Raw genomic sequence first — 20710 nt, forward strand, 5'->3', positions numbered from 1 at the left:
CGGGCCGACCGGAAACCTCCCCGGCCGACCCGCACGGATGAACCTCAGTCCTCGAACGCCGCCGGCGACGGGCACGAACAGACCAGGTTCCGGTCACCGTAGGCGCCGTCGATGCGGCGCACCGGCGGCCAGTACTTCGAGCTGCGGTCCACCCCCGCCGGGAAACCCGCCAACGACCGCGGGTATGCGTGAGCCCACTCGTCGGCCGCCACCGCCGAGGCCGTGTGCGGCGCGTGGTGCAGCGGGTTGTCGTCGCGGGGCCACTCACCGGCCGCCACCCGGTCGATCTCACCCCTGATCGCGATCATCGCGTCGCAGAACCTGTCCAGCTCGGCCAGGTCCTCGCTCTCGGTCGGCTCCACCATCAGCGTCCCCGCCACCGGGAACGACATCGTCGGCGCGTGGAAGCCATAGTCGATCAGCCGCTTGGCCACGTCGTCGACCGACACGCCCGTCGCCTTCGTCAGCGGCCGCAGGTCGAGGATGCACTCGTGCGCGACCAGGCCCTCGTTGCCCGCGTACAGCACCGGGTAGTGCTCCCGCAGCCGCGCCGCCACGTAGTTCGCCGCCAGCACCGCGACACCGGTCGCCGCGGCCAGCCCCGCCGGCCCCATCATCCGCAGGTACGCCCACGAGATCGGCAGGATGCCCGCCGAGCCGTGCGCCGCCGCCGACACCGCGTGGTGCTCGCCGGGCTCCAGCGGATCGCCCGGCAGGAACTCGGCCAGGTGCGCGCGCACCGCGACCGGGCCCACCCCCGGGCCGCCGCCGCCGTGCGGGATGCAGAACGTCTTGTGCAGGTTCAGGTGCGACACGTCCGCGCCGAAGCGGCCCGGCTTGGCGAAACCGACCAGCGCGTTGAGGTTCGCCCCGTCGACGTACACCTGGCCGCCCGCGTCGTGCACCGCCCCGCACAGCTCCGCGATGCCCTTCTCGTAGACGCCGTGGGTCGACGGGTATGTCACCATGATCGCGGCGAGCGCGTCCGCGTGCCGGGCGATCTTCGCCGCCAGGTCACCCAGATCCACGTTGCCGTTGTCGTCGCAAGCCACCACGACCACCCGCATGCCCGCCATCACCGCGCTGGCCGCGTTGGTGCCGTGCGCGCTCGACGGGATCAGGCAGACGTCGCGGTGGGTCTCGCCGCGCGAGCGGTGGTAGCCGCGGATCGCCAGCAGGCCGGCCAGCTCACCCTGCGAGCCCGCGTTCGGCTGCACGCTCACCGCGTCGTACCCGGTGAGCTCCGCCAGCCAGCCCTCCAGCTGCGCGACCAGCGCCTCGTAGCCGGCCGTCTGCGACGCCGGGGCGTACGGGTGGATGTTCGCGAACTCCGCCCAGGTCACCGGCTCCATCTCGGTGGTCGCGTTCAGCTTCATCGTGCACGAGCCCAGCGGGATCATGCCCCGGTCCAGCGCGTAGTCGCGGTCCGACAGCTTGCGCAGATAGCGCAGCATCGCCGTCTCCGAGTGATGCGCGTGGAACACCGGATGGGTCAGGAACTCCGTGCTCCGCTTCGGCAGGGCGCCCACCGGGAAGGCCCCGCCGCGCCGCACCCCGAACGCGGCCAGCACGGCGGAGACATGCGCCTCCGTCGTGGTCTCGTCGCACGCGACCGACACCCGGTCGGCGTCCACCAGGCGCAGGTTGACCCCCGCGGCGTCGGCCGCCGCGACGATCTCCGCGGCCCGGCCGGGCACCACCGCGGTCACCGTGTCGAAGAACGTCCCGTGCGCGACCTCGACGCCGCCTTCGGTCAGCGCGCCGGCGATCGTGGACGCCTGCAGGTGGGCGTGCTCGGCGATCCGCCGCAGCCCGGCCGGACCGTGGTAGACCGCATACATGCTGGCCATCACCGCCAGCAGGACCTGGGCGGTGCAGATGTTGCTGGTCGCCCGCTCCCGGCGGATGTGCTGCTCGCGGGTCTGCAGCGCCAGCCGGTAGGCCGGCGCGCCGTCGGCGTCCTTCGACACCCCGACCAGCCGGCCCGGCAGCGACCGCTCCAGCCCGGCGCGCACCGCCAGGTAACCGGCGTGCGGGCCACCGAAGCCCAGCGGTACGCCGAAGCGCTGCGTCGTGCCCGCGGCGATGTCCGCACCGATCTCCCCCGGCGACCGCAGCAGCGTCAACGCCAGCAGGTCCGCCGCCACCGTCACCAGGGCACCGACCGCGTGCGCGGCCTCGACCAGCGCCGCGTGGTCACGCACCGCACCGGACGCCCCCGGATACTGCAGGTGCAGGCCGAAGAACTCGCCCGGCAGCTGCTCCCCCGCGCCCAGGTCGGCCAGGACGATCTCGATGCCCAGCGGCTCCGCCCGGGTGCGCAGGATGGCCAGCGTCTGCGGCAGCGTGTCCGCGTCCACCACGTACACGGGGCTCTTGCTCTTGCTCGACCGGCGCGCCAGAGTCATCGCCTCCGCCACCGCCGTGCCCTCGTCCAGCATCGAGGCGTTCGCCGTGGTCAGCCCGGTCAAATCGGTGACCATCGTCTGGAAGTTCAGCAGCGCCTCCAGCCGGCCCTGGCTGATCTCCGGCTGGTACGGGGTATACGCCGTGTACCAGGCCGGATTCTCCAGCACGTTGCGCCGGATCACCGCCGGGGTGAAGGTGCCGTAGTAGCCGAGCCCGATCATCGAGGTCGCGACCGTGTTACGGCCCGCGATCTCGCGCAGCTCCGCGATCGTCTCCTCCTCGGAGGCCGCCTCGGGCAGCGCCAACGACCCGTGCCAGCGGATCACCTCGGGAATCGCGGCGTCCATCAGCGCGTCCAGCGAGGCGTACCCGATCGCCTTGAGCATCTGGGTCTGCGCGTCGGCATCCGGGCCGATGTGGCGGTCGGCGAACGTCATGGCGGCTCCTGGGGGGAGAAAGAGGTCGACGAGAGCAACCTCCCCCTCTGTCATACCCACCGGGCACTCCAGAGTCGCCTACCCACACGGTCCTTTTGCCTGAGAGGTTCCGGGGAGGATTTGCCCCTTCGGCGCCACCGGGATGGTCTCTCCCGCGCGGGTGTACGGCTCATACCAACCTACCAGCGTCCGCGTTTCGATCATGTGTCCCTAGGGTGTGGTGTGTGACCTACTCCGCTGCGGACGACCGCTACGAAACGATGACCTACCGCCGCGCCGGCCGAAGCGGCCTCAAGCTGCCCGCTATCAGCCTCGGCCTGTGGCACAACTTCGGCGACGCCCGCCCGATCGAACGCCAGCGCGACATCACCCGCCGCGCCTTCGACCTCGGCGTCACCCACTTCGACCTGGCCAACAACTACGGCCCGCCGCCCGGCAGCGCCGAGCAGAACTTCGGCCGCATCCTGAGCACCGACTTCCGGCACCACCGCGACGAACTCGTCGTCTCCACCAAGGCCGGCTACCACATGTGGAACGGCCCCTACGGCGAGTGGGGCTCCCGCAAATACCTCGTCTCGTCGCTCGACCAGTCCCTCAAGCGCCTCGGCCTCGACTACGTGGACATCTTCTACCACCACCGCCCGGACCCGGACACCCCGCTCGAAGAGACCATGAGCGCCCTCGACGCCGTCGTCCGCTCCGGCAAGGCCCTCTACGTCGGCATCAGCAACTACAGCGCCGAACAGACCGCCCAGGCCGCCGCGCTCCTGCAGGAACTCGGCACCCCGCTGCTGATCCACCAGCCGTCGTACTCGATCCTCAACCGCTGGATCGAGAAGGACCACCTGCTCGACACGCTCGAGGCCGTCGGCGCCGGCTGCATCGCCTTCAGCCCCCTGCAGCAGGGCCTGCTCACCGACCGCTACCTCGGCGGCATCCCCGCCGACTCCCGGGTGCGCACCAGCACCTTCCTCAGCGAGAGCGACCTGGACAAGGCCACCATGGCCCGGATCCACAACCTCAACGCCATCGCCGGGCGCCGCGGCCAGTCCCTGGCCCAGCTCGCCCTGGCCTGGGCCCTGCGCGACCGGCGGATGACCAGCCTGATCATCGGCGCCAGCAGCGTCGCGCAGCTCGAGACCAACGTCGCAGCCCTGGACAACCCGGCCCTGACCGACGACGAACTGGACGAGATCGACGGCACCAGCCTGGACCTGTGACCACTCTCGTCACCGAGCACACGATCCTCGCGGTCGTGGTCGGCTCCCGCGCCTACGGCCTCGACGGCCCGGGCTCCGACCACGACCGGCGCGGCGTGTACGCGGCACCCACCCCACTGTTCTGGCACCTCGACAAGCCACCGACACACCTCGACGGCCCCGCCGAGGAACAGTTCTCCTGGGAGCTCGAACGCTTCTGCACCCTCGCGCTGCAGGGCAACCCGACCGTGCTCGAAGTGCTCTGGTCACCCCTGATCACCCAGGTCACCACCGACGGCGAGGACCTGCTGACCACCCGGCGGGCGTTCCTGTCCCGCCGGGTCGCCGAAACCTACGGCGCGTACGCCCGCGACCAGCTCAAACGCGTCGCCGCCCGGCGCGAGCGCACCGGCGAGACCAACCACAAGCAGGCGATGCACATGATCCGGCTGCTGCTCGCCGGCGCGCACGTGCTGCGCACCGGCGAGGTGCTGGTCGACGTGTCCCCCCTGCGCGAGCGGCTGCTGGCGGTCAAGCACGGGAACGTGCCGTGGGAGTCGGTGACCGGGTGGGCCGACGAGCTGCTCGCCGACCTGGCCGAGGCGGCGCGGACCACCACACTGCCCGGGGAGCCGGACCGCGCCGCCGTCGACACGCTGCTCTACGCCGTACGGGAAAGGGGTCTGCGATGACCGTCGACGTGCCGAACTGGGCCGGCCAGGTCGCGGCCGACCTGCCGTACCCCCTGATCTTCGCCACCGTGAGCGGCGCCCACCTGTACGGCTTCGCCTCCGCGGACTCCGACCTCGACCTGCGCGCCGCCCACCTGCTGCCGGCGGCCGAGGTCGTCGGCCTGCGCACCGGCCCGGAGACCGTGCAGACCGACGGCTGGCGCGACGGCGTCGAACTCGACGTGGTCAGCCACGACCTGCTGAAATTCGCCCGCCTGCTGACCAGCCGCAACGGCTACGTCCTGGAACAACTGCTGTCGCCGCTGGTGATCGCCACCTCGCCGGTGCACGCCGAGCTGATCACCCTGGCGCCGGCGCTGATCACGCGCCACCACGCCCACCACTACCTGGGCTTCGCGGCGACCCAGGAACGGCTCTTCGACCGGACCGGGGAGCTGAAGCCCGCGCTGTACACGCTGCGGGTGCTGCTGACCGGGCTGCACCTCATGCGGACCGGCGCGCTGGAGACCGACCTCGGGGTGCTGGGCGGCGGCCTGCCCTACGTGCCGGAGCTGATCGGGCGCAAACGCGAGGCCGAACACGGCCCGTTCCCGTCCGCCGTCCGCGCCGACCTGGCCCGGGACGTGCCACGGCTGCGGGCCGACCTCGAAGCCGCCCGGGACGCCTCCGCCCTGCCCGAGCAGGCCGACCGCGGCGCGGTCGAGGCCCTGCACCAACTGGTCGTCCGCACCCGCCTCTCCTGACCTCGCCGAACCCTTGGGAGGCGAGCGATCACTCTCTGTGAATGCCTCCTTGTTATCGTCGGACGGTGCCGATTCGTAGCGTGCGATCCGGCCGGGGTCGCGGCCTCGTGGCACGGTCGGTGGTCCTCATCGCACTCACCATCGTCTGCACCCAAGAGAGCGGCAGGGGCCGCGTCCGGGAACCGCTTGCCGCGCCGCAATCAGCGCCGCCGGCGGCCAGCCCGGCACCCTCCGCGCCGGCGCCCTCCGCAATGGACGGCCTCGCCGGCCCGGCCGCGCCCGCCGACCTGGACGTCATGACGTTCAACCTCCGCTACGCCAGCACGATCACACCCAACTCGTGGGCCCAGCGGCGCCCGGTGACGCGCGCCCTGCTGACGACCGAACGGCCGGACCTGATCGGCACCCAGGAGGGGCTCGTCGCGCAGCTGCGGGACGTCGAAGCCGATCTCGGCGCCGGCTACGACTACATCGGCACCGGCCGCAACGGCGGCGACCTCGACGAGCACATGGCGATCTTCTTCAACAAGGCCCGGCTGCTCCCCCGGCAGTCCGGGAACTTCTGGCTCTCCGCCACGCCGGCGGTCCCGGGATCCATCAGCTGGGGCTCCCGCCACGTCCGCATGGTCACCTGGGTGCTGTTCGACGACCTGGCGACCGGCAGGCGCTTCTACGCCGTCAACACCCACCTCGACAACGCCAGCGAGAACGCCCGCCGGCACGCCGCCGGGCTCATCAGGCACCGGCTCGCCGCGTTCGACCCGCTGCCGATCGTGCTGACCGGTGACTTCAACACCCCGGCGGGGCCGGGCAGTCAGGTCTACCACCTCCTGGTCGACCAGGCCGGCCTCCGCGACACCTGGACCACCGCGGCGCGGCGCGGCCCCTCGTACGCGACGATCCACAACTACCAGCCCCTGGTGCCCGACGGCGAACGGGCCGACTGGATTCTCACCACCCCGGGCGCCACGGCACTGGCCACCCTGGTGAACACCCACCACCGGGGAAACCAGTTCCCGAGCGACCACCTTCCGGTCCAGGTCCGCCTGCGCCTGCCGTGAGCCGCGGCGCACCACCCGTAGGGCATCCTAGGATTCTAGGAGGTATCCGTCGGGGCGGTCGGCGGTCTACCCTGAGGGCATGCCCACCACCGCGCCCGAAGCCCCGGCGGTCCAGCTCGCCCGGCCGCACCGGCCGGTTCTCGTGGCGGGCACCCTCGGCGAGCTGACCGGCCCGGCCCACGGCGTGGTCGAGCTGCCGCTGCGCCTGTGGTGGAATCCGGTCCGCACCTTCGACCTCGACCAGCCCACCATGCTGGCCTGGATGTACGAGAACGTGCTGCGCGAGGCCGTCCGCGTCGACGAGCTGCGCGGCTACCTGCACGGCCCGACCCTGGTGCGGATCTGGCCGGAGCTCAACCTCCCCCGCGGCGTCCGCGCGGCCTGGGAGGCCCGGCACGTCCTGCTGAGCGGCCGCGTCCGCTAGCGTCACGGCGTGAGCGAAGCATCAGCTCCGTGCCCGGCGACGGTGACGGCGTGAGCGGGAACATCGACGACTTCTACCGTGACGTCGCCACCATCGCCCTGACGGTCGGCGAGAAGCACGGCTTCGTCCTCGGCGGCGGCGTCGCCTGGCTGGTCAACGGCCTGGTGCAGCGCCCGACCGAGGACATCGACCTGTTCACCGACACCGCCGGCGCGGTCGGTGCCGCGGCCGGGCAGGTCACCACGGCGCTGACCGAGGCCGGCTACCAGGTGTTCCGGGAGGTGGCCGACGAGCTGTTCGCCGGCATGGACGAGGACCTGCGCGAATACCACGTGGCCGACGGCACCCGGGCGCTGCGGCTGACCCTGACCCGCCTCGACCGCCGCCGGGCGCCGGTGGTGATGGACGTCGGGCCGGTCATGCACCTCGACGACCTGGTGGCCTCGAAGGTCGCCGCGCTGGTCAACCGGCGCGAGGTCCGCGACTACATCGACGTGGCGGCGGCGCTGGAGCGCTACACGCTCAAGCGGGTGCTCGAGCTCGCCCGGGCGCTGGAGCCGGGGCTGGAGGACGACGAGATCGCCGACGCCGGGCGCTATCTGGACCGGCTGGACGACGCCCGGTTCGCGGTCTACGGGCTGAGCCCGGAGCAGGTGGGCGCGCTCCGGGCACGGCTGGCGGCCTGGCCCCGCTGAGGGCGGTCATGACGCCGAGATGGCTTCGCGACGCCCGGCCACGCTAGCCGACGGCCTCTCGGTAGGTCTCGGTCGGCAGTGTCGACGGGCTGGGTCGCGGCACCTCGACAACCACGGCGGGCTCGGTGGGGGCGGCCGGCGGCGCCGCGGGAGCCGGAGCGGTGGGCCCCGGCTCCGCAGCCGGCTCCGCCACAGTGGACGGCCCGGCAGCCGCCACCGGGATCACGTGCTCGCGGGCCAGCAGACCCTTGCCGAGGCCGCCGATCGTCGCGATGAAGGCGATGTTGAAGGCGGCGCTCCAGCTGAACCGGGTGATGTCGAAGACGCCACTGGCCACGATGGAGGCCGACAGCGAGCTGACGAATGTCTTGCCCAGGCGCACCAGCAGGTCGGGCCAGAACGGGAGGTCCGTCAGCTTCCCCGCGTATTGCGCCGAGGTGAGCAGGACCGAGGCGACCGCCGCGCTGACGGCCAGCGTCAGCGCGTATCTCCACGGCAGGTTGCCCACCGAGCCGGCGACGCCACCGCCCAGCAGCGTCGCGAGGAAGACCTGCCCTGCCGACCAGCCGGCCCGCTCCAGAAAGTCGAGCAGCACCGCGTGCACCTTGGGGTCGCGCCACTTCGGAGTGAGCCGCGTCATCGTCAAAAAAATACTGGTGCCGGGCCGCTTGCGCCAGGAGTGCCGCGGCCCAGGCCGCCCATTCGGCTGATTGCGGCCGGGAAACCTGGCCGAAACATTGGAGGCAGGCGCGACGAGGCGGCTCGAGAGGGGTACTGGCGTGGGAATCACCAGGCGCACGATCCTCAATGGCGCGCTCGGCGCGGCCGGGTTCACCGTCGCCGGAGCACTGGATCCGTTCACGCAGCGGGCCGCATCCGCCGGCGCCGGCCCGGGCGCCGGGACGACGCTGGCGCGCACCATCGTCCGGGGCCCGGCCGGCGCCGGCGGCTACGCCCGGCTGACCGCCGCGGCCGGCGAGCCGTTCCTGTTCCGTGGCGACCTGGCCGGCGTGTCCCGTCACTCCTGCCGCCGCCGGCGGGCGCTGACCTGCTTCACGCAGCTCACCGACCTGCACGTGATGGACGTCCAGTCGCCGGCCCGGTTCGAATACTTCGACCGGTACAGCGGCATTCCCGGCCTGTCGGATTTCGGCAGCGCCCACCGCCCCCAGGAGCTGCTGAGCGCCCAGGTGGGCAACGCGATGGTGGCTCAGCTGCGCCGGGTGCGCCGCGGCCCGGCGACCGGCGCGCCGGTGCGGTTCACCGTGGTCACCGGCGACAACACCGACAACTGTCAGTTCAACGAGCTGCGCTGGTATATCGACCTGCTCGACGGCGGTGCGGTGCGGCCGGACTCCGGCGACCCCCAGCGCTACGAGGGCGTGCTGGACGACGTGGCGCCGGACCCCTACTACTGGCATCCGGAGAGCGGGTTCGGCCAGCCCACCGCAGCGTACGGATTCCCGCGGGTGCCCGGCCTGCTGCACGCCGCCCGCGCGCCGTTCCGGGCGGTCGGTCTGGATCTGCCGTGGTATGCCGTCTACGGCAACCACGACGGCCTGGTGCAGGGCAACCTGCCCAGCAACGACCTGCTCCGGCAGCTCGCGACCGGCCCGCTCAAGCTGACCAGCCTGCCGCCGTCGATCCTGGCGGCGCCGCTCTCCGCGCAGGTGCAGTTCATCCTCGGGCTGCTCCGGCTCGACCCGGCCGCGGTGGCGCAGCAGCTGGCCGAGGGCGGCCGGCGATTCGTCACGCCCGATGCCCGGCGCCGCATCGTGGACCGCGGCACCACCATCAGGGAGCATTTCAAGACCACCGGAGGCCCGGTCGGGCACGGGTTCACCGCCGCGAACCTGGCCGCCGGCACCGCCTACTACACGTTCGACCGGGGGCCGGTGCGCGGCATCGTGCTGGACACGGTCACCAGCAGCGGCGGCCCCGACGGGTCGCTGGAGCCGGCGCAGTTCGCCTGGCTGGAGGCGCAGCTGCAGGCGGCGAGCAGCCAGTGGCTGGCCCCGTCGGGCGAGGTGGTGCGCCGCCGCGGCCGCGCCGACCGGTACGTGATGATCTTCAGCCATCACACCATCGCGTCGATGACCAACGTCTCCGACGGCAGCGGCCGGCTCGGCGGCCCGCAGGTGCGGGAGCTGCTGCTGCGCTACCCCAACGTGATCGCCTGGGTCAACGGCCACACCCACCGCAATCAGGTGCTGCCGCACGCCCGCCCGTCCGGGGCGGCTGTCGGCGGCGGCTTCTGGGAGATCAACACGGCGGCGCACATCGACTGGCCGCAGCAGTCACGGATCGTCGAGCTGACCGACAACCTGGACGACACCCTGTCGATCTTCTGCACGATCATCGATCACAGCGGCCCGATCTCCCGCGGCGGCCGACTGACCGAGACCGCCACCCTGGCCTCGCTGTCCCGCGAGTTGTCCGCCAACGACCTGCCGAACAGGACGGACGCCCGCCGCGGCGAGCTGACCGACCGCAACGTGGAGCTGCTCCTGCCGGACCCGGTCTCGGCGCGCAACCGGCATGGCGCCCCGGTCGCCGCGATGAGCGGGGGCTGACCCCGGGCTGCGGGACGACGGGCCGGGATCAGGGGCGGCAGAGGGTGCGCAGCGCCGCCGCGAACGCGGGACCGTCGGCACCGAGCGCGGCGAAGAACGCCGTGTCGCAGGCCTCCACCGCGACCACCGCCCGGTTGACCAGCTCGCGGCCGGCCGCGGTGACGGCCAGCGCGCGGGCCCGCCGGTCGGTGGGGTGCGCGGGCCGGTGCACCAGGTCGCGGCCCTCCAGGGCGCGCAGGACCTGGGACGTCATCATCGGATCGGTGGCGGCCACGTCGGCGAGCGCCTTCTGGGTGACCGGGCCGGAGGCCTGCAGATAGGTGAGCGTGGCGAGCAGGACGAACTGCACGTGAGTGATGCCGTACGGCTTGAGCGTGGCCCGCTGCGCGGCCTGCCACCGGTTGGTGACCTGCCAGAGCAGCAGGCCCGGGCTCTCGTCGGCGCTGGAGAACCGGGTGGCGAGGCTCACGACGGGGTGACCGCCGCCGGGGCGAGCATGGCGGCGCGGATCGCCGCGAAATCGTCGCCGGAGAGCTGGATGAGGCCGCGTCGCAGCTGGTATCCCCAGTTCGGCGCCGCGGTGAGGTCGAGCCGCAGCGAGCGGATCGGCGTCTCGGCCGCCTCCGGCAGGTAGCGCACCCGGCGCCGCCACGGGTGGAAGTCACCCTCGTGGGCCTGCCAGATCTCGTCGTCGGGCAGCTCACCGATCGCCGTGCAGGCCTGCAGCGGCCGGCCGCCGCGCAGGCTCGTGCGAGGCGAGTAGTAGACGAGCCAGTCACCGCTCGCGAGCCGGGCGAGCCCGTCGCGCCTGCCGTGACCGAGCTGAGCGATGCCCAGCGCGGTGCCGCGCCGCACGTGGTCGCGGCAGACCACGCCGAGCCAGTAGGTCACGCCGACACTCCCGCCGCGCGGGCCGCCGCCGGCGGGCGGGCGGGATCGGCGGTCGTGAGCCGGGCGGCAGCGATCGTCCTCATGAATTTAGTATGCGCGCTTACTATGATGGGGTCAAGGAGAGTCGCCGTCGAGGATCTCGCGGACGGAGGCCAGCATCCGAAATATCTCGATTCGCCCGTCGAGGAACCCCATCCGGTAGTCGGCCCCGGTCGAGGCGTCCTTCGCCCGCGCGGCATCCCGGTGCCCGGCGAGGGCGTCGACCCGGCCGGCGTCGTAGGCCAGCAGCGCTTCGTCCACAGTCTCTCCACTCCCCCGGCCGGCCCCGCTCTCCCGGCCGGCTCGCGCGACAATGTCGCACGCCGCGGCGCCGCACAGCACCGGCTGCCCGCCCGACCCCGGTGCCGACCGATCCGCCAGCCGATGATCATCCGAAACCGGTGGCCGAACCGCCCAGCGGGCTACCCTTCGGACATGAGGGACTTGAGGCTTACCCGGCGCCACCTTCTGGTCACCGCCGGTTCAGGGATTCTCGGCGTGACCGTCCTGAACACCGTCACGGGCTGCTCGAAATCCACCGGCCCGGCCACGCCGGCGTCGCCCGACGCGGCCCGCACCGCGAGCGCCGGTGCGACCGGGACGGCCGCCGGTGACTGGCAGCGCGTCAATCTCTCGTTCGTCTCGGCCTACCTGCTGATCCGCGGCGACGAAGCGGCCGTGGTCGACCTCGGCACCGACGGCTCGGCCGACTCGATCGGGTCGGCGCTGACGGCCGCGGGCAGCGGCTGGGGCGCGGTGCGGCACGTCCTCCTCACCCATCAGCACCCCGACCACGCCGGCGGTCTCGCGGGGGTCGCGCCCCAGGTCAAGGCCGCGATCTATGCCGGCGAGGCGGACGTCGCCGGGATCACCTCGGCGCAGCCGCTGCAGCCGGTCAAGGACGGCGACGAGATCTTCGGCCTCCGGATCATCGGCACCCCCGGCCACACCGCCGGGCACATCTCCGTCTTCGACCCGTCCACCGGCGTCCTGGTGGCCGGCGACGCGTTGCGCACCACCGCCGGCCTGGTCGGGCCCGACCCGAAGTACACCGCCGACACCGCCCAGGCGGCCGCCTCGGTGCGCAAGCTGGCCGCCCTGGGCGTCAAGACGATCCTGCCCGGCCACGGCGAACCCCTGACCAGCGGCGCCGGCGACGCGCTGAGCAAGCTGGCGGCGTCGATCAAGGGCTGAGCCTGCCCGCTATCCGCGGCCCGTGCCCATCCGGGCGCTGGCGGCCACCGTCTCCTCCGTCTGGGCCCGGCGCCGCGAGGAGTATGCGGCGAAGGCCGCCCCCGGATCCGCTCGCCCCCGCAGGGCGGCTGCCAGCGCCACGGCGTCCTCGATCGCCATCGACGCGCCCTGGGCGGCCGCCGGCGACGCGGCGTGCGCGGCGTCGCCGACCAGCACCAGCCGGTCGTTGTGCCAGCGCGGCGTCGTCGGGATGTCGTAGGAGTCCGCGCCCACGACGTCCCCGCCGGTCGCTTCGATGATCGCCGCGGCCGGGGTGGTGTCGTCGCGGACAGCCTCGAGGACGAGGCCGCGCCACTGCCCGGCACCGGTCTCGCCGCGTCGGCTGTCGCCGGGAAGACGGGCGAACCACCAGGTGCGCCCGTCGCCGGGCGCGGTGAAGCCGAAGAACGCGCGGGCGCCGAACACCATGTGGTACGCGTCCGGCGCGCTGCCGGCCGGGTTGCCGGCGGCGTAGCCGTACACGACCTGCTGGCCGGTGTGGCGCGGGGTCGGCGCCTGCGGGTCGATGAGGCGGCGGGTCAGCGAGTGGATGCCGTCGGCACCGACCAGGATGTCACCCCTGGCCCGGCCGCCGTCGGCGAAGCGCACCTCGACACCGCCGGCCACGGAGACGTCGACCAGGCGCTTGCCGTGCACGATCGGGATGCCCCGGGCGGACGCGAGATCCTGCAGGACGCGATACAGCGTGGCACGGCTCAGCGTGCGCGCCACGCCCTCGATCGCCCGGTGCTGCAAGTGCCGCCCCTCGGCGCTGAACAACTCGACCGCCGCGGCCGGGTAGGAGGCGTCCACGACGGACCGGGCGGCGTCGATCGTCTCGAGGCCCGCCATGCCGTTCGCCATCACGGTCAGGAACGCACCGGCGTCGTCGCCGCCGGACCCGTGCGCCTCGTAGACGACCGACGAGATGCCGGCCTGGTGCAGGGCGAGCGCGGTGGCGGTGCCGGCGACTCCGCCGCCGGCGATGAGAACCTTCATAGGGCCAACCCCGTCCTGGTCCCCGGCAGCGGCGAAACGGCGAGCGACGCCCGGCAGCGGGAGCGGGCCTGATCCCGGCCACCCCGTGATCGGCCGGATCGGGCCCGCGTTGTCCTTCGTCGTCGTGCATTTGCTAATACGAAACTATATTTAGCGACAGGCACCGGTCAAGGCACACACCGTCCCGCGCGCGGCCCGTCCGGCGGGAAATCCGGCATTGGATCGCCCGCCGGTTAGACAGCACCGGTCGTCGTCGTTTAGATTCATGGTGCGTGCCGTTGCGAGTTCTTCCCCCGTGGAATTCGCAGCGGCACTGCTTTTTGGGCGGCGACCGGTCAGAAGCCGATGTGGAACGTCGCGTCCTGCTTGTCGGCGCCCGACGAGCCGCTGGTGATCGGGTCGATCCGCAGCACATAGCCGGCGTGCCGGACGTAGCGGTCCGGGAAGTTGTGCGAGCGCAACGACGTCCAGCCGGCGTCCGCCCAGCCCGCGGCCCGGTGGAAGGTGGCGTCCGCCGCGAAGACACCGGTGCCGTCGTTGGCGTTGAGGACCAGCGCGTAGTTCGCGTGCCGCAGGTAGCGGTCCGGATAGTTGACCGACCGGAACGAGATCCCCGCCGGGTCCGCGAGTCCCGGCACCACCGTCCACAGCTGATCCTGGTACGGGTCGAACGGGTACGCGTCGATGCGGCCGACGTTGTTCGCATGCCGGACGTAGCGGTCCGGGTAGTTGTAGGACTTGATCCGGTTCCAGGCGGGCGTGCCCCAGGCGCTGGTGAGGCCGGACAGTTCGGTGGCGGTGATCGGCGTGATGCCGAGGTGCTTGGAGTTCAGCGGCTGGGTGTACGCCCGGTCGTTCAGCAGGCTCCACGAGCCGCCCGCGAGGTCGCCGGTCTGCCAGCAGAAGAACCGGCCGTTCGGGCTCCAGGTGTCGCCCCACATGTACCAGACGTTGGCGCTGTTCGACTTCACGATCTGCGGGGCCTCGACGCCCCGGCCGGGACCGATCGCGGCGGTGTAGATGCTGAAGCTGCCCGGGTTCAGGGAGGTGGAGCGGGCGCCCAGCAGGGTGCTGTTGGTGTTGTTCTTGAAGTACATGTAGTTGACGCCGCCGGCCGTGACGAAGTTGCCGTCGATGGCGTCGTAGCCCGGGTCGAAGAAGACCTGCGGCGCCGACGCGGTCACGAAGTCGCCGGTGTAGTTGACCATCAGGACGTTGTGGCCGTTGACCACCGCCGAGTAGACCACGGCGTACTGCCCGCGTGCGGCGTCCCAGTACGCCTCGGGCGCCCACGCGTGTGTCGCCAGCGAGTGCACCTTGAGCAGCCGGTAGTTGCGGAAGCTGCGCAGGTCCGCCGAGTCCCAGACGTGCAGGTACTGGCTCTGGTAGGACCAGTTGGTGCCGTTGAGGTCGGTGGCCAGCACGGTGAACGTGCCGTCCTGCTTGCGCAGGATGAACGGGTCGCGCAGGCCGCCGCTGCCCGCCGTCGGGGTCGCCACCGGCCGGTTCTGGTTGAGCGGGGTCCAGGCCAGCCCGTCGGGACTGACGGCCAGGTGCAGGTTGTAGCTCGCCGCCGTCATCGACGGCGATTCGGTGAAATAGGCCATGGCGTAGCCGGAATAGGTGGCGGCGCCGGCGGCGCCGGGCCGGATCAGGGCGCCCGCGGCGCTCGCGGTGAGGGCCGCTCCGCCCATCGCCGACAGCAGGGTACGACGTTTCACTGGAACCTCGCATTCGTCGGCCTGAATGTGAACGGTAACAATTCGGGCCGTGGCAACTGGCGAACGATCTCATTGAGGTTGCTGAATAATTGCGTCCACGTTGCCGCGTTGTCAAGGATCCGCCCCGCGCACGCCTCACAGCTTCCTGACAACTGTCCATGATCCTGGCTCGGCGTCCGGGGAACCCGGGTGCGAAGCCATGATCAACAGGGAGACACAGTGATGGTCAGGTCCGCACGGCTGCTTCCGGTGGTGCTCGTCGCGGTGCTCGGCGCGGCGGCGTGCTCGTCCGGGCCGGACGAGCAGACGCCCCGGGTGGCCAGCCTGATCCCGCCCTCGGCCACGGCCTCCGCGGCCGCGTCCGGGTCAGCGGTGGTGCGACAGGAACGCCCCCGGCGACGCCTGGACGAGTCCGAGGCCGACTTCCAGGCGCTGCTCAAGCCGTTCCAGAAGTGCATGAAGGCGCAGGGCCTGCCCGGCGGCGAGAAGGACCAGGGCTGGGTCGGCGGCGACGACGTGCCCGCCAAGCAGAAGGCGGCGCAGGAGGCCTGCACGAGGTTCTGGCCGCTGCCGCCGTGGGAACAGGATCCGGCGAACCCGGAGGCCGACGACTTCGCCCGGGACGTGGTGAAGTGCCTGAAGGGCAAGGGCGTCAGGTACGTCGAGACGACCGAGGACGGCATCGGCATCGCCGCCGGCGGCTCGCGGAACGACGCCCGTTCCATCTCGATGACCGGCGAGCTGCTGGACGACTGCCAGCGCGAGGTCGCCGCCCGCGGGTAGGACCGGGGCCATGGTGACCGCGCATCGTCAGGAACCTGTGAGGTTCCGGCCACGATTCGGGCGGCGAGATTCGCTGCGCGGTCACCCTATAGTCGGCGGCGTGTGCGCATATGTGCTGGTCGCCGAGGACGACGAACGCCAGGCCGAGGTGCTGCGACGGTATCTGGAGGCCGACGGCCACCAGGCCACCGTGGTGCACGACGGCCGCTCCGCCCTCGACCAGGTCCGGCGCCGGCAACCCGAGCTGGTCGTCCTGGACGTGATGATGCCGCGGCTCGACGGCCTCGACGTGTGCCGCATCCTGCGGACCGAGTCCGACGTGCTGGTGCTGATGCTCACCGCCCGCTCCGCCGAGGACGACCTGCTGCTCGGGCTGGAACTCGGCGCCGACGACTACCTGACCAAGCCCTACAGCCCCCGGGAGCTGATGGCCCGGGTGCGGACCCTGCTGCGCCGCGCCCAGCGCAGCCCGGGTCCCACGGCGGTCCGCCGGGTGGGCCGGCTCGGTGTCGATCCGGGCCGCCACGAGGTGACGGCCGGCGGCGAGCGGATCGACTGCACCCCCGGCGAGTTCGCGATCCTCGCCGCCATGGCCGAGCTGCCAGACCGGGTCTTCACCCGCGGTCAGCTCCTGGAGCACACCAGCGGCCTCGACCGCGAGTCCACCGAGCGCACCATCGACGTCCACGTGATGAACCTGCGCCGCAAGATCGAGGCCGATCCGCGGCGGCCGGTGCAGCTGCTGACCGTGTACGGGATCGGCTACAAGCTGACCGCCGGGACGAGCTGATGCGCGCCCAGCGCGTGCCGCCGCACCGCAGTCTCGTGGTGCGGTTGCTGGCCACCTCGATCCTGGTGGCGGTCTGCGCCACCATGACCACCGCCTGGCTCGTGGTGCAGTCGACCACCCGGGCGGTCCGCCAGGAGCAGGGCCGGTCGTTGTCGGACGACACCAGCGTCTACGACGCGCTGCTCGGCTACGGCGCCACCCACACCGACTGGTCCGGGGTGGGCCCGATCGTCGACGAACGGGCCCGCGAGGTCGGCCGGCGGATCACGCTCACCACCGAGGACCGGCAGGTCATCGCCGATTCGGCCGACGGGCCGTCGCTGCGGGCGGCCCGTCCCTCGGCGATCGTCGACCCGTTGCGGACCGACCCGGGACTGACCGGGGGCGCCGAGCGCATCGACCCGCGCGCCGTGGGGCCGTACCGGCTGACCGGCCGGGAGCGGCGGAGCCTGCGGGCCGACGCGGACCAGCAGGTCTCCTGCCTCAAGGACCAGGGCCTGGGTGCCGAGATCGTCGAGGCGCCGAGCGGGCGGCCGTCCGTCCGGATACCCGGCAGCGCTCCCCGGACCTTGTCCTCCCTCTGCGAGCCGTGGCGGCTCGAGGAGCAGCTGACGAAGACCGAGGAGGTGGCCCTGGCGAAGCTCACGAAGCTGACGCTGGCCTGCCTGGGCGCCGATCCCTTCCAGGTCAAGCTGGGGATCGCCCCGGACTTCACCACCACGTTCGGCGAGGCCGACCCGAAGCGGGCCAGCGCGGCCCGCAGCAAACAGGCCGGCGACTGCCTGCTGAAGTCGCGGCGGAGCCAGCTCAAGCCGTACGTCGCCCCGCCCGCGCTGCTGTTCGTGACCGACCCCGCGGACGGCGCCGCCCAGCCGACGTTCAACCTCTCCCGGGCCAACATCACCCGCATCGCCACGGTCACCGGCGCCGTCCTGCTGCTGGCGATCCTGGTCACGGTCCTGGTGGGGACCCGGCTGGTCCGGCCGCTGCGGACCCTCGCCGAGGCGGCCCGCAAGCCCGTCGAGGACCAGGCCCGGGTGCCGGTCACCACCAACGACGAGATCGGCTACCTGGCCACCGCGCTCAACGACCTGGCGGCCCGCCGGGAACGCACGGAGCAGCAGCGCAAGGCGATGGTCAGCGACGTGGCGCACGAGCTGCGCACTCCCCTGACCAACATGCGCAGCTGGCTGGAGGCCGCCCAGGACGGGCTCGCCACCGCCGACCCGCAGCTGCTCAGCCTGCTGCTCGAGGAGGCCGTCCTGCTCCAGCACATCATCGACGACCTGCGGGACCTGGCCGCCGCCGACGCCGACACCCTGCGGGTGCACCCCGAGCCGGTGTACGTCAACGACGCGCTGGAGCAGGTCGCCGAGGCCCACCGCGGCGCCGCCGAGACCGCGGCCGTGCGGCTGGTCACCGAGACCGAGGCCGACCCGCAGGTCGTCGTCGATCCGGTACGGCTGCGCCAGCTCGTCGGCAACCTGGTCTCCAACGCCGTCCGGCACACCCCGTCCGGCGGCACCGTCACCGTCCGCTCCCGGGTGGCGGACGGTGAGCTCACCGTCCAGGTCGCCGACACCGGCATCGGCATCGCCGCCGCGGACCTGCCGAGGATCTTCGACCGGTTCTGGCGCGCGGACGGCTCCCGCACCCGCAGCACGGGTGGCAGCGGGCTCGGGCTCGCCATCGCCCGCAAGCTCACCGAGGCGCACGGCGGCACCATCTCGGTCACCAGCGCCCCCGGCGCCGGGTCGACTTTCACGGTGCGGATGCCGGTCGCGCTGACACTCGTGCCGTAACCCACCGGTCGTGAGCGATGATGTCCACATGACGGTGTGCGGGCTGATGTTCTGCTCGCATTTGTCCTCTCGACGTGACGGCACTCACGTGCCAGAGTGAGCGCCCATGGAGATCGTGAACAATTCCCATGTTTCTCGATCGGACCGCGTGCCGGCCGGACCGTGCACGCCGGGCCGTCGATGACCCCGGCGGAACCCACCGGCGGCACCCGCGCCCGGTGGATCGGCGCCGGCTACGCGGCGCAGGGCCTCGGCTACGCGGCGGTGGTCACCGCGCTGCCGATGTTCAAGGAACGCCAGGGCTTCGACGACGCCCTCGTCTCGGTGATCCTGCTGCTGGTGGTCGTGGCGGCGGCGGGCGGATCGCTGCTCGCCGACGCGGTCGCCGCCCGGTGGGGCAGCCGCTTCGCGCTGGCCGGCGGGCTGCTCGCGGTCGGCGCCGCGCTCGGCCTGACCACGTTCCGCACCCCCACCGCCGTGTTCGTCGCGATCCTCATCATCTACGGCGTGGGCCTCGGCACGGTCGACGCCTCGCTCAGCATGCAGGGGGTGCTCGTCCAGGCCCGGCTGGGCCGCAGCGTCATGAACCGGCTCTTCGCGGCCTACACCGCCGCGGCCATGGCCGCCGCCCTGCTGATGTCCGCGTTCGTCGCGGGCGGGGCCGGCGCCAGCGTCTCCGTCGGCATCGCGGGCGCGTTCGCCGTCGCGGTCGCGCTGGCCGGCTGGCGGGGCTACGAGCCGGCGCGCACCGTGCTGCCCGACCTCACCGGGCACCGCCATCCGCGCGGCAACTCCCGCCGCGTCGTGCTGATCTGCGGTGCGCTCATCTTCACCGCGTTCCTCGCCGACTCCGCCGTCAGCACCTGGAGCACCATCTACCTGCACGACTCGCTGCTGGCCGCCGACTCGATCGCGCCGCTGGGCTATGCGGCGTACCAGTTCACGGTGCTCGTCTCCCGGCTGACCGGCGACCACGTCGTGCCCCGTACCGGGGTGGCCGCGGCCGCGACCGCCGCCCTGCTGGTCTGCGCGGTCGGCTGCGGACTGGTCGTGGCGGTCCCCTCGGTCGCGGCGGCCATCGCCGGCTTCGCCCTCACCGGCCTCGGGGTGGGCGTGCTGGTGCCGCTCGCGTTCAGCGCCGCCGGGCATGCCGTGCCCGGCAACAGCGACGAGGTGATCGCCCGGGTCAACCTGTTCAACTACGGCGGGGCGCTGATCGGCGCGGTGCTGCTCGGGCTGCTCTCCGAACCGGTCGGGCTGCGGGTGGCGTTCCTCGTCCCGGTGCTGGGCCTGCTGCTCACCCTGCCGGTCGTGCGACACCTGCGGCGGCTCGCCGACGCGTCAGCGGCGCAGCGGCAGCCGGCCGGCAGCGAAGCCTGACGGCGTCACCAGCCGTCGGGGCGGACCGCCGCGGCGGGGCCGGCCGTCGTGGGGGCGGTGCCGCGGATCTCCTGCTGCAGCAGCTCCATCCGCTGGTCGAGGCGCATCGCGTCCTCCGCGGCGGCGGTCAGCTCGTCGTGCAGCCGGGCCGGGATGTCGTCGTCGTACTTATAGGAGAGCTTGTGCTCCAGGCTCGCCCAGAAGTCCATCGCCACGGTGCGGAGCTGCACCTCCACCGGCACCGCCGCGACCCGGTCGGAGAGGAACACCGGGATCTCCACGATCAGGTGCAGGCTCCGGTAGCCGTTCGGCTTCGGCGCCGCCACGTAGTCCTTGACCTGCAACAATCGCACGTCGGGCTGCCGGGTGAGCATGTCCGCGACGGTGTAGACGTCGGAGATGAACCCGCAGACGACCCGGATGCCGGCGATGTCGCGGATCCGGCTCCGCAGGTCGTCGAAGACGAGCGGGCAGCCGATCCGCCGCGCCTTGGCGGTGATGCTGGCGGGCGTCTTCAGCCTCGGGCTGACGTGCTCGATCGGGCTGCCCGTGCCGCGGTGCGACAGCTCCTCGCGCAGGATGGTGAGCTTGGTGCTGATCTCGTCGAGCCCGAACTTGTAGACCATCAGGAATTCGGCCAGCCCGTCGGTCAGCTCGCGGAGCGCCTCGGGCTCGCCGCGAGCGCCGGGAGCCGCCGGGCCGCCGTCGGATGCCGTCCGGCCGGGGTGCGCGATGGTCACGATGGCGATCTCCGAGCGGTAGGGACGGACTGTCGGTCAGGTGCGGCCGCCATCCATTCTGCGCCGCGAGGTCCAGGCAGGCGTCCTCCAGGCGCAGTG

20 protein-coding genes and 1 riboswitch are annotated in these 20710 nt (G+C 72.3%); of the genes, 12 read left to right on the forward strand and 8 right to left on the reverse strand.

Going from position 1 to position 20710, the window contains the following annotated elements:
- Positions 1-44 precede the first annotated feature (44 nt).
- Positions 45-2846, reverse strand: coding sequence for an aminomethyl-transferring glycine dehydrogenase (gene gcvP, locus DMB66_RS06980; RefSeq protein ID WP_125803193.1), 2802 nt, complete (start codon positions 2844-2846; stop codon positions 45-47).
- A 77-nt stretch (positions 2847-2923) separates the two neighbouring features.
- Positions 2924-3011, reverse strand: a riboswitch (glycine riboswitch).
- Between the two features lie 59 nt (positions 3012-3070).
- Here gcvP and mgrA point away from each other — a divergent pair.
- The 6 genes from mgrA to DMB66_RS07010 all read left to right on the forward strand — a co-directional run bounded on the left by mgrA (position 3071) and on the right by DMB66_RS07010 (position 7660).
- The gene (gene mgrA, locus DMB66_RS06985) at positions 3071-4066 is read left to right on the forward strand and encodes an L-glyceraldehyde 3-phosphate reductase (protein ID WP_125803194.1); all 996 of its coding nucleotides are present in this window, start codon (positions 3071-3073) and stop codon (positions 4064-4066) included.
- On the forward strand, positions 4063-4737 hold the full coding sequence (locus DMB66_RS06990) for a DNA polymerase beta superfamily protein (protein ID WP_125803195.1): 675 nt from the start codon (positions 4063-4065) through the stop codon (positions 4735-4737). Before mgrA ends, DMB66_RS06990 begins: the two co-directional genes overlap by 4 nt.
- Positions 4734-5480, forward strand: a complete 747-nt coding sequence (locus DMB66_RS06995) for a DNA polymerase beta superfamily protein (RefSeq protein ID WP_125803196.1) — start codon at positions 4734-4736, stop codon at positions 5478-5480. The genes DMB66_RS06990 and DMB66_RS06995 overlap by 4 nt, the downstream gene beginning before the upstream one ends.
- A gap of 65 nt (positions 5481-5545) precedes the next feature.
- Entirely contained in the window at positions 5546-6541 is a 996-nt protein-coding gene (locus DMB66_RS07000) for an endonuclease/exonuclease/phosphatase family protein (protein ID WP_233624354.1), read from the forward strand.
- A 79-nt stretch (positions 6542-6620) separates the two neighbouring features.
- Positions 6621-6965, forward strand: a complete 345-nt coding sequence (locus DMB66_RS07005) for a hypothetical protein (protein WP_125803198.1) — start codon at positions 6621-6623, stop codon at positions 6963-6965.
- A gap of 50 nt (positions 6966-7015) precedes the next feature.
- Positions 7016-7660, forward strand: a complete 645-nt coding sequence (locus DMB66_RS07010; RefSeq protein ID WP_125803199.1) for a nucleotidyl transferase AbiEii/AbiGii toxin family protein — start codon at positions 7016-7018, stop codon at positions 7658-7660.
- A 43-nt stretch (positions 7661-7703) separates the two neighbouring features.
- Here the strand turns inward: DMB66_RS07010 and DMB66_RS07015 are convergent, their stop codons facing one another.
- Entirely contained in the window at positions 7704-8300 is a 597-nt protein-coding gene (locus DMB66_RS07015) for a hypothetical protein (protein WP_125803200.1), read from the reverse strand.
- A gap of 139 nt (positions 8301-8439) precedes the next feature.
- On the opposite strand from DMB66_RS07015, the gene DMB66_RS07020 reads away from it, so the two are divergent.
- Positions 8440-10233 (forward strand): TIGR03767 family metallophosphoesterase, encoded by a 1794-nt coding sequence (locus DMB66_RS07020; protein ID WP_125803201.1) that lies wholly within the window; start codon positions 8440-8442, stop codon positions 10231-10233.
- A 28-nt stretch (positions 10234-10261) separates the two neighbouring features.
- Here DMB66_RS07020 and DMB66_RS07025 read toward each other — a convergent pair whose 3' ends face one another.
- The 3 genes from DMB66_RS07025 to DMB66_RS07035 form a co-directional block, all read right to left on the reverse strand.
- Positions 10262-10702, reverse strand: coding sequence for a MarR family winged helix-turn-helix transcriptional regulator (locus DMB66_RS07025; RefSeq protein ID WP_125803202.1), 441 nt, complete (start codon positions 10700-10702; stop codon positions 10262-10264).
- A complete protein-coding gene (locus DMB66_RS07030) occupies positions 10699-11124 on the reverse strand; it encodes an EVE domain-containing protein (RefSeq protein WP_125803203.1) in 426 nt (141 codons plus the stop codon). The genes DMB66_RS07025 and DMB66_RS07030 overlap by 4 nt, the downstream gene beginning before the upstream one ends.
- Positions 11125-11238: 114 nt before the next feature.
- Positions 11239-11424, reverse strand: a complete 186-nt coding sequence (locus DMB66_RS07035) for a hypothetical protein (protein WP_125803204.1) — start codon at positions 11422-11424, stop codon at positions 11239-11241.
- A gap of 174 nt (positions 11425-11598) precedes the next feature.
- Between DMB66_RS07035 and DMB66_RS07040 the strand changes: the two genes are divergently transcribed.
- Positions 11599-12357 (forward strand): MBL fold metallo-hydrolase, encoded by a 759-nt coding sequence (locus tag DMB66_RS07040; protein WP_125803205.1) that lies wholly within the window; start codon positions 11599-11601, stop codon positions 12355-12357.
- 9 nt (positions 12358-12366) lie between these two features.
- On the opposite strand, the gene DMB66_RS07045 is transcribed toward DMB66_RS07040, so the two are convergent.
- Positions 12367-13395 (reverse strand): FAD-dependent monooxygenase, encoded by a 1029-nt coding sequence (locus DMB66_RS07045; protein WP_125803206.1) that lies wholly within the window; start codon positions 13393-13395, stop codon positions 12367-12369.
- A gap of 335 nt (positions 13396-13730) precedes the next feature.
- Entirely contained in the window at positions 13731-15116 is a 1386-nt protein-coding gene (locus DMB66_RS07050) for a glycoside hydrolase family 43 protein (protein WP_233624355.1), read from the reverse strand.
- Between the two features lie 222 nt (positions 15117-15338).
- On the opposite strand from DMB66_RS07050, the gene DMB66_RS07055 reads away from it, so the two are divergent.
- The 4 genes from DMB66_RS07055 to DMB66_RS07070 all read left to right on the forward strand — a co-directional run bounded on the left by DMB66_RS07055 (position 15339) and on the right by DMB66_RS07070 (position 19871).
- Positions 15339-15899, forward strand: a complete 561-nt coding sequence (locus tag DMB66_RS07055; RefSeq protein ID WP_125803207.1) for a hypothetical protein — start codon at positions 15339-15341, stop codon at positions 15897-15899.
- A gap of 100 nt (positions 15900-15999) precedes the next feature.
- On the forward strand, positions 16000-16689 hold the full coding sequence (locus DMB66_RS07060; RefSeq protein WP_233624356.1) for a response regulator transcription factor: 690 nt from the start codon (positions 16000-16002) through the stop codon (positions 16687-16689).
- Complete coding sequence (locus DMB66_RS07065; RefSeq protein WP_125803209.1) at positions 16689-18491, forward strand: cell wall metabolism sensor histidine kinase WalK; 1803 nt, start codon at positions 16689-16691, stop codon at positions 18489-18491. The genes DMB66_RS07060 and DMB66_RS07065 overlap by 1 nt, the downstream gene beginning before the upstream one ends.
- A gap of 180 nt (positions 18492-18671) precedes the next feature.
- The gene (locus DMB66_RS07070; RefSeq protein WP_125803210.1) at positions 18672-19871 is read left to right on the forward strand and encodes an MFS transporter; all 1200 of its coding nucleotides are present in this window, start codon (positions 18672-18674) and stop codon (positions 19869-19871) included.
- 5 nt (positions 19872-19876) lie between these two features.
- Here DMB66_RS07070 and DMB66_RS07075 read toward each other — a convergent pair whose 3' ends face one another.
- Positions 19877-20611, reverse strand: a complete 735-nt coding sequence (locus DMB66_RS07075) for a GTP pyrophosphokinase family protein (RefSeq protein WP_233624357.1) — start codon at positions 20609-20611, stop codon at positions 19877-19879.
- Between the last annotated feature and the right edge of the window lie 99 nt (positions 20612-20710).

This window comes from Actinoplanes sp. ATCC 53533 (assembly GCF_003947245.1).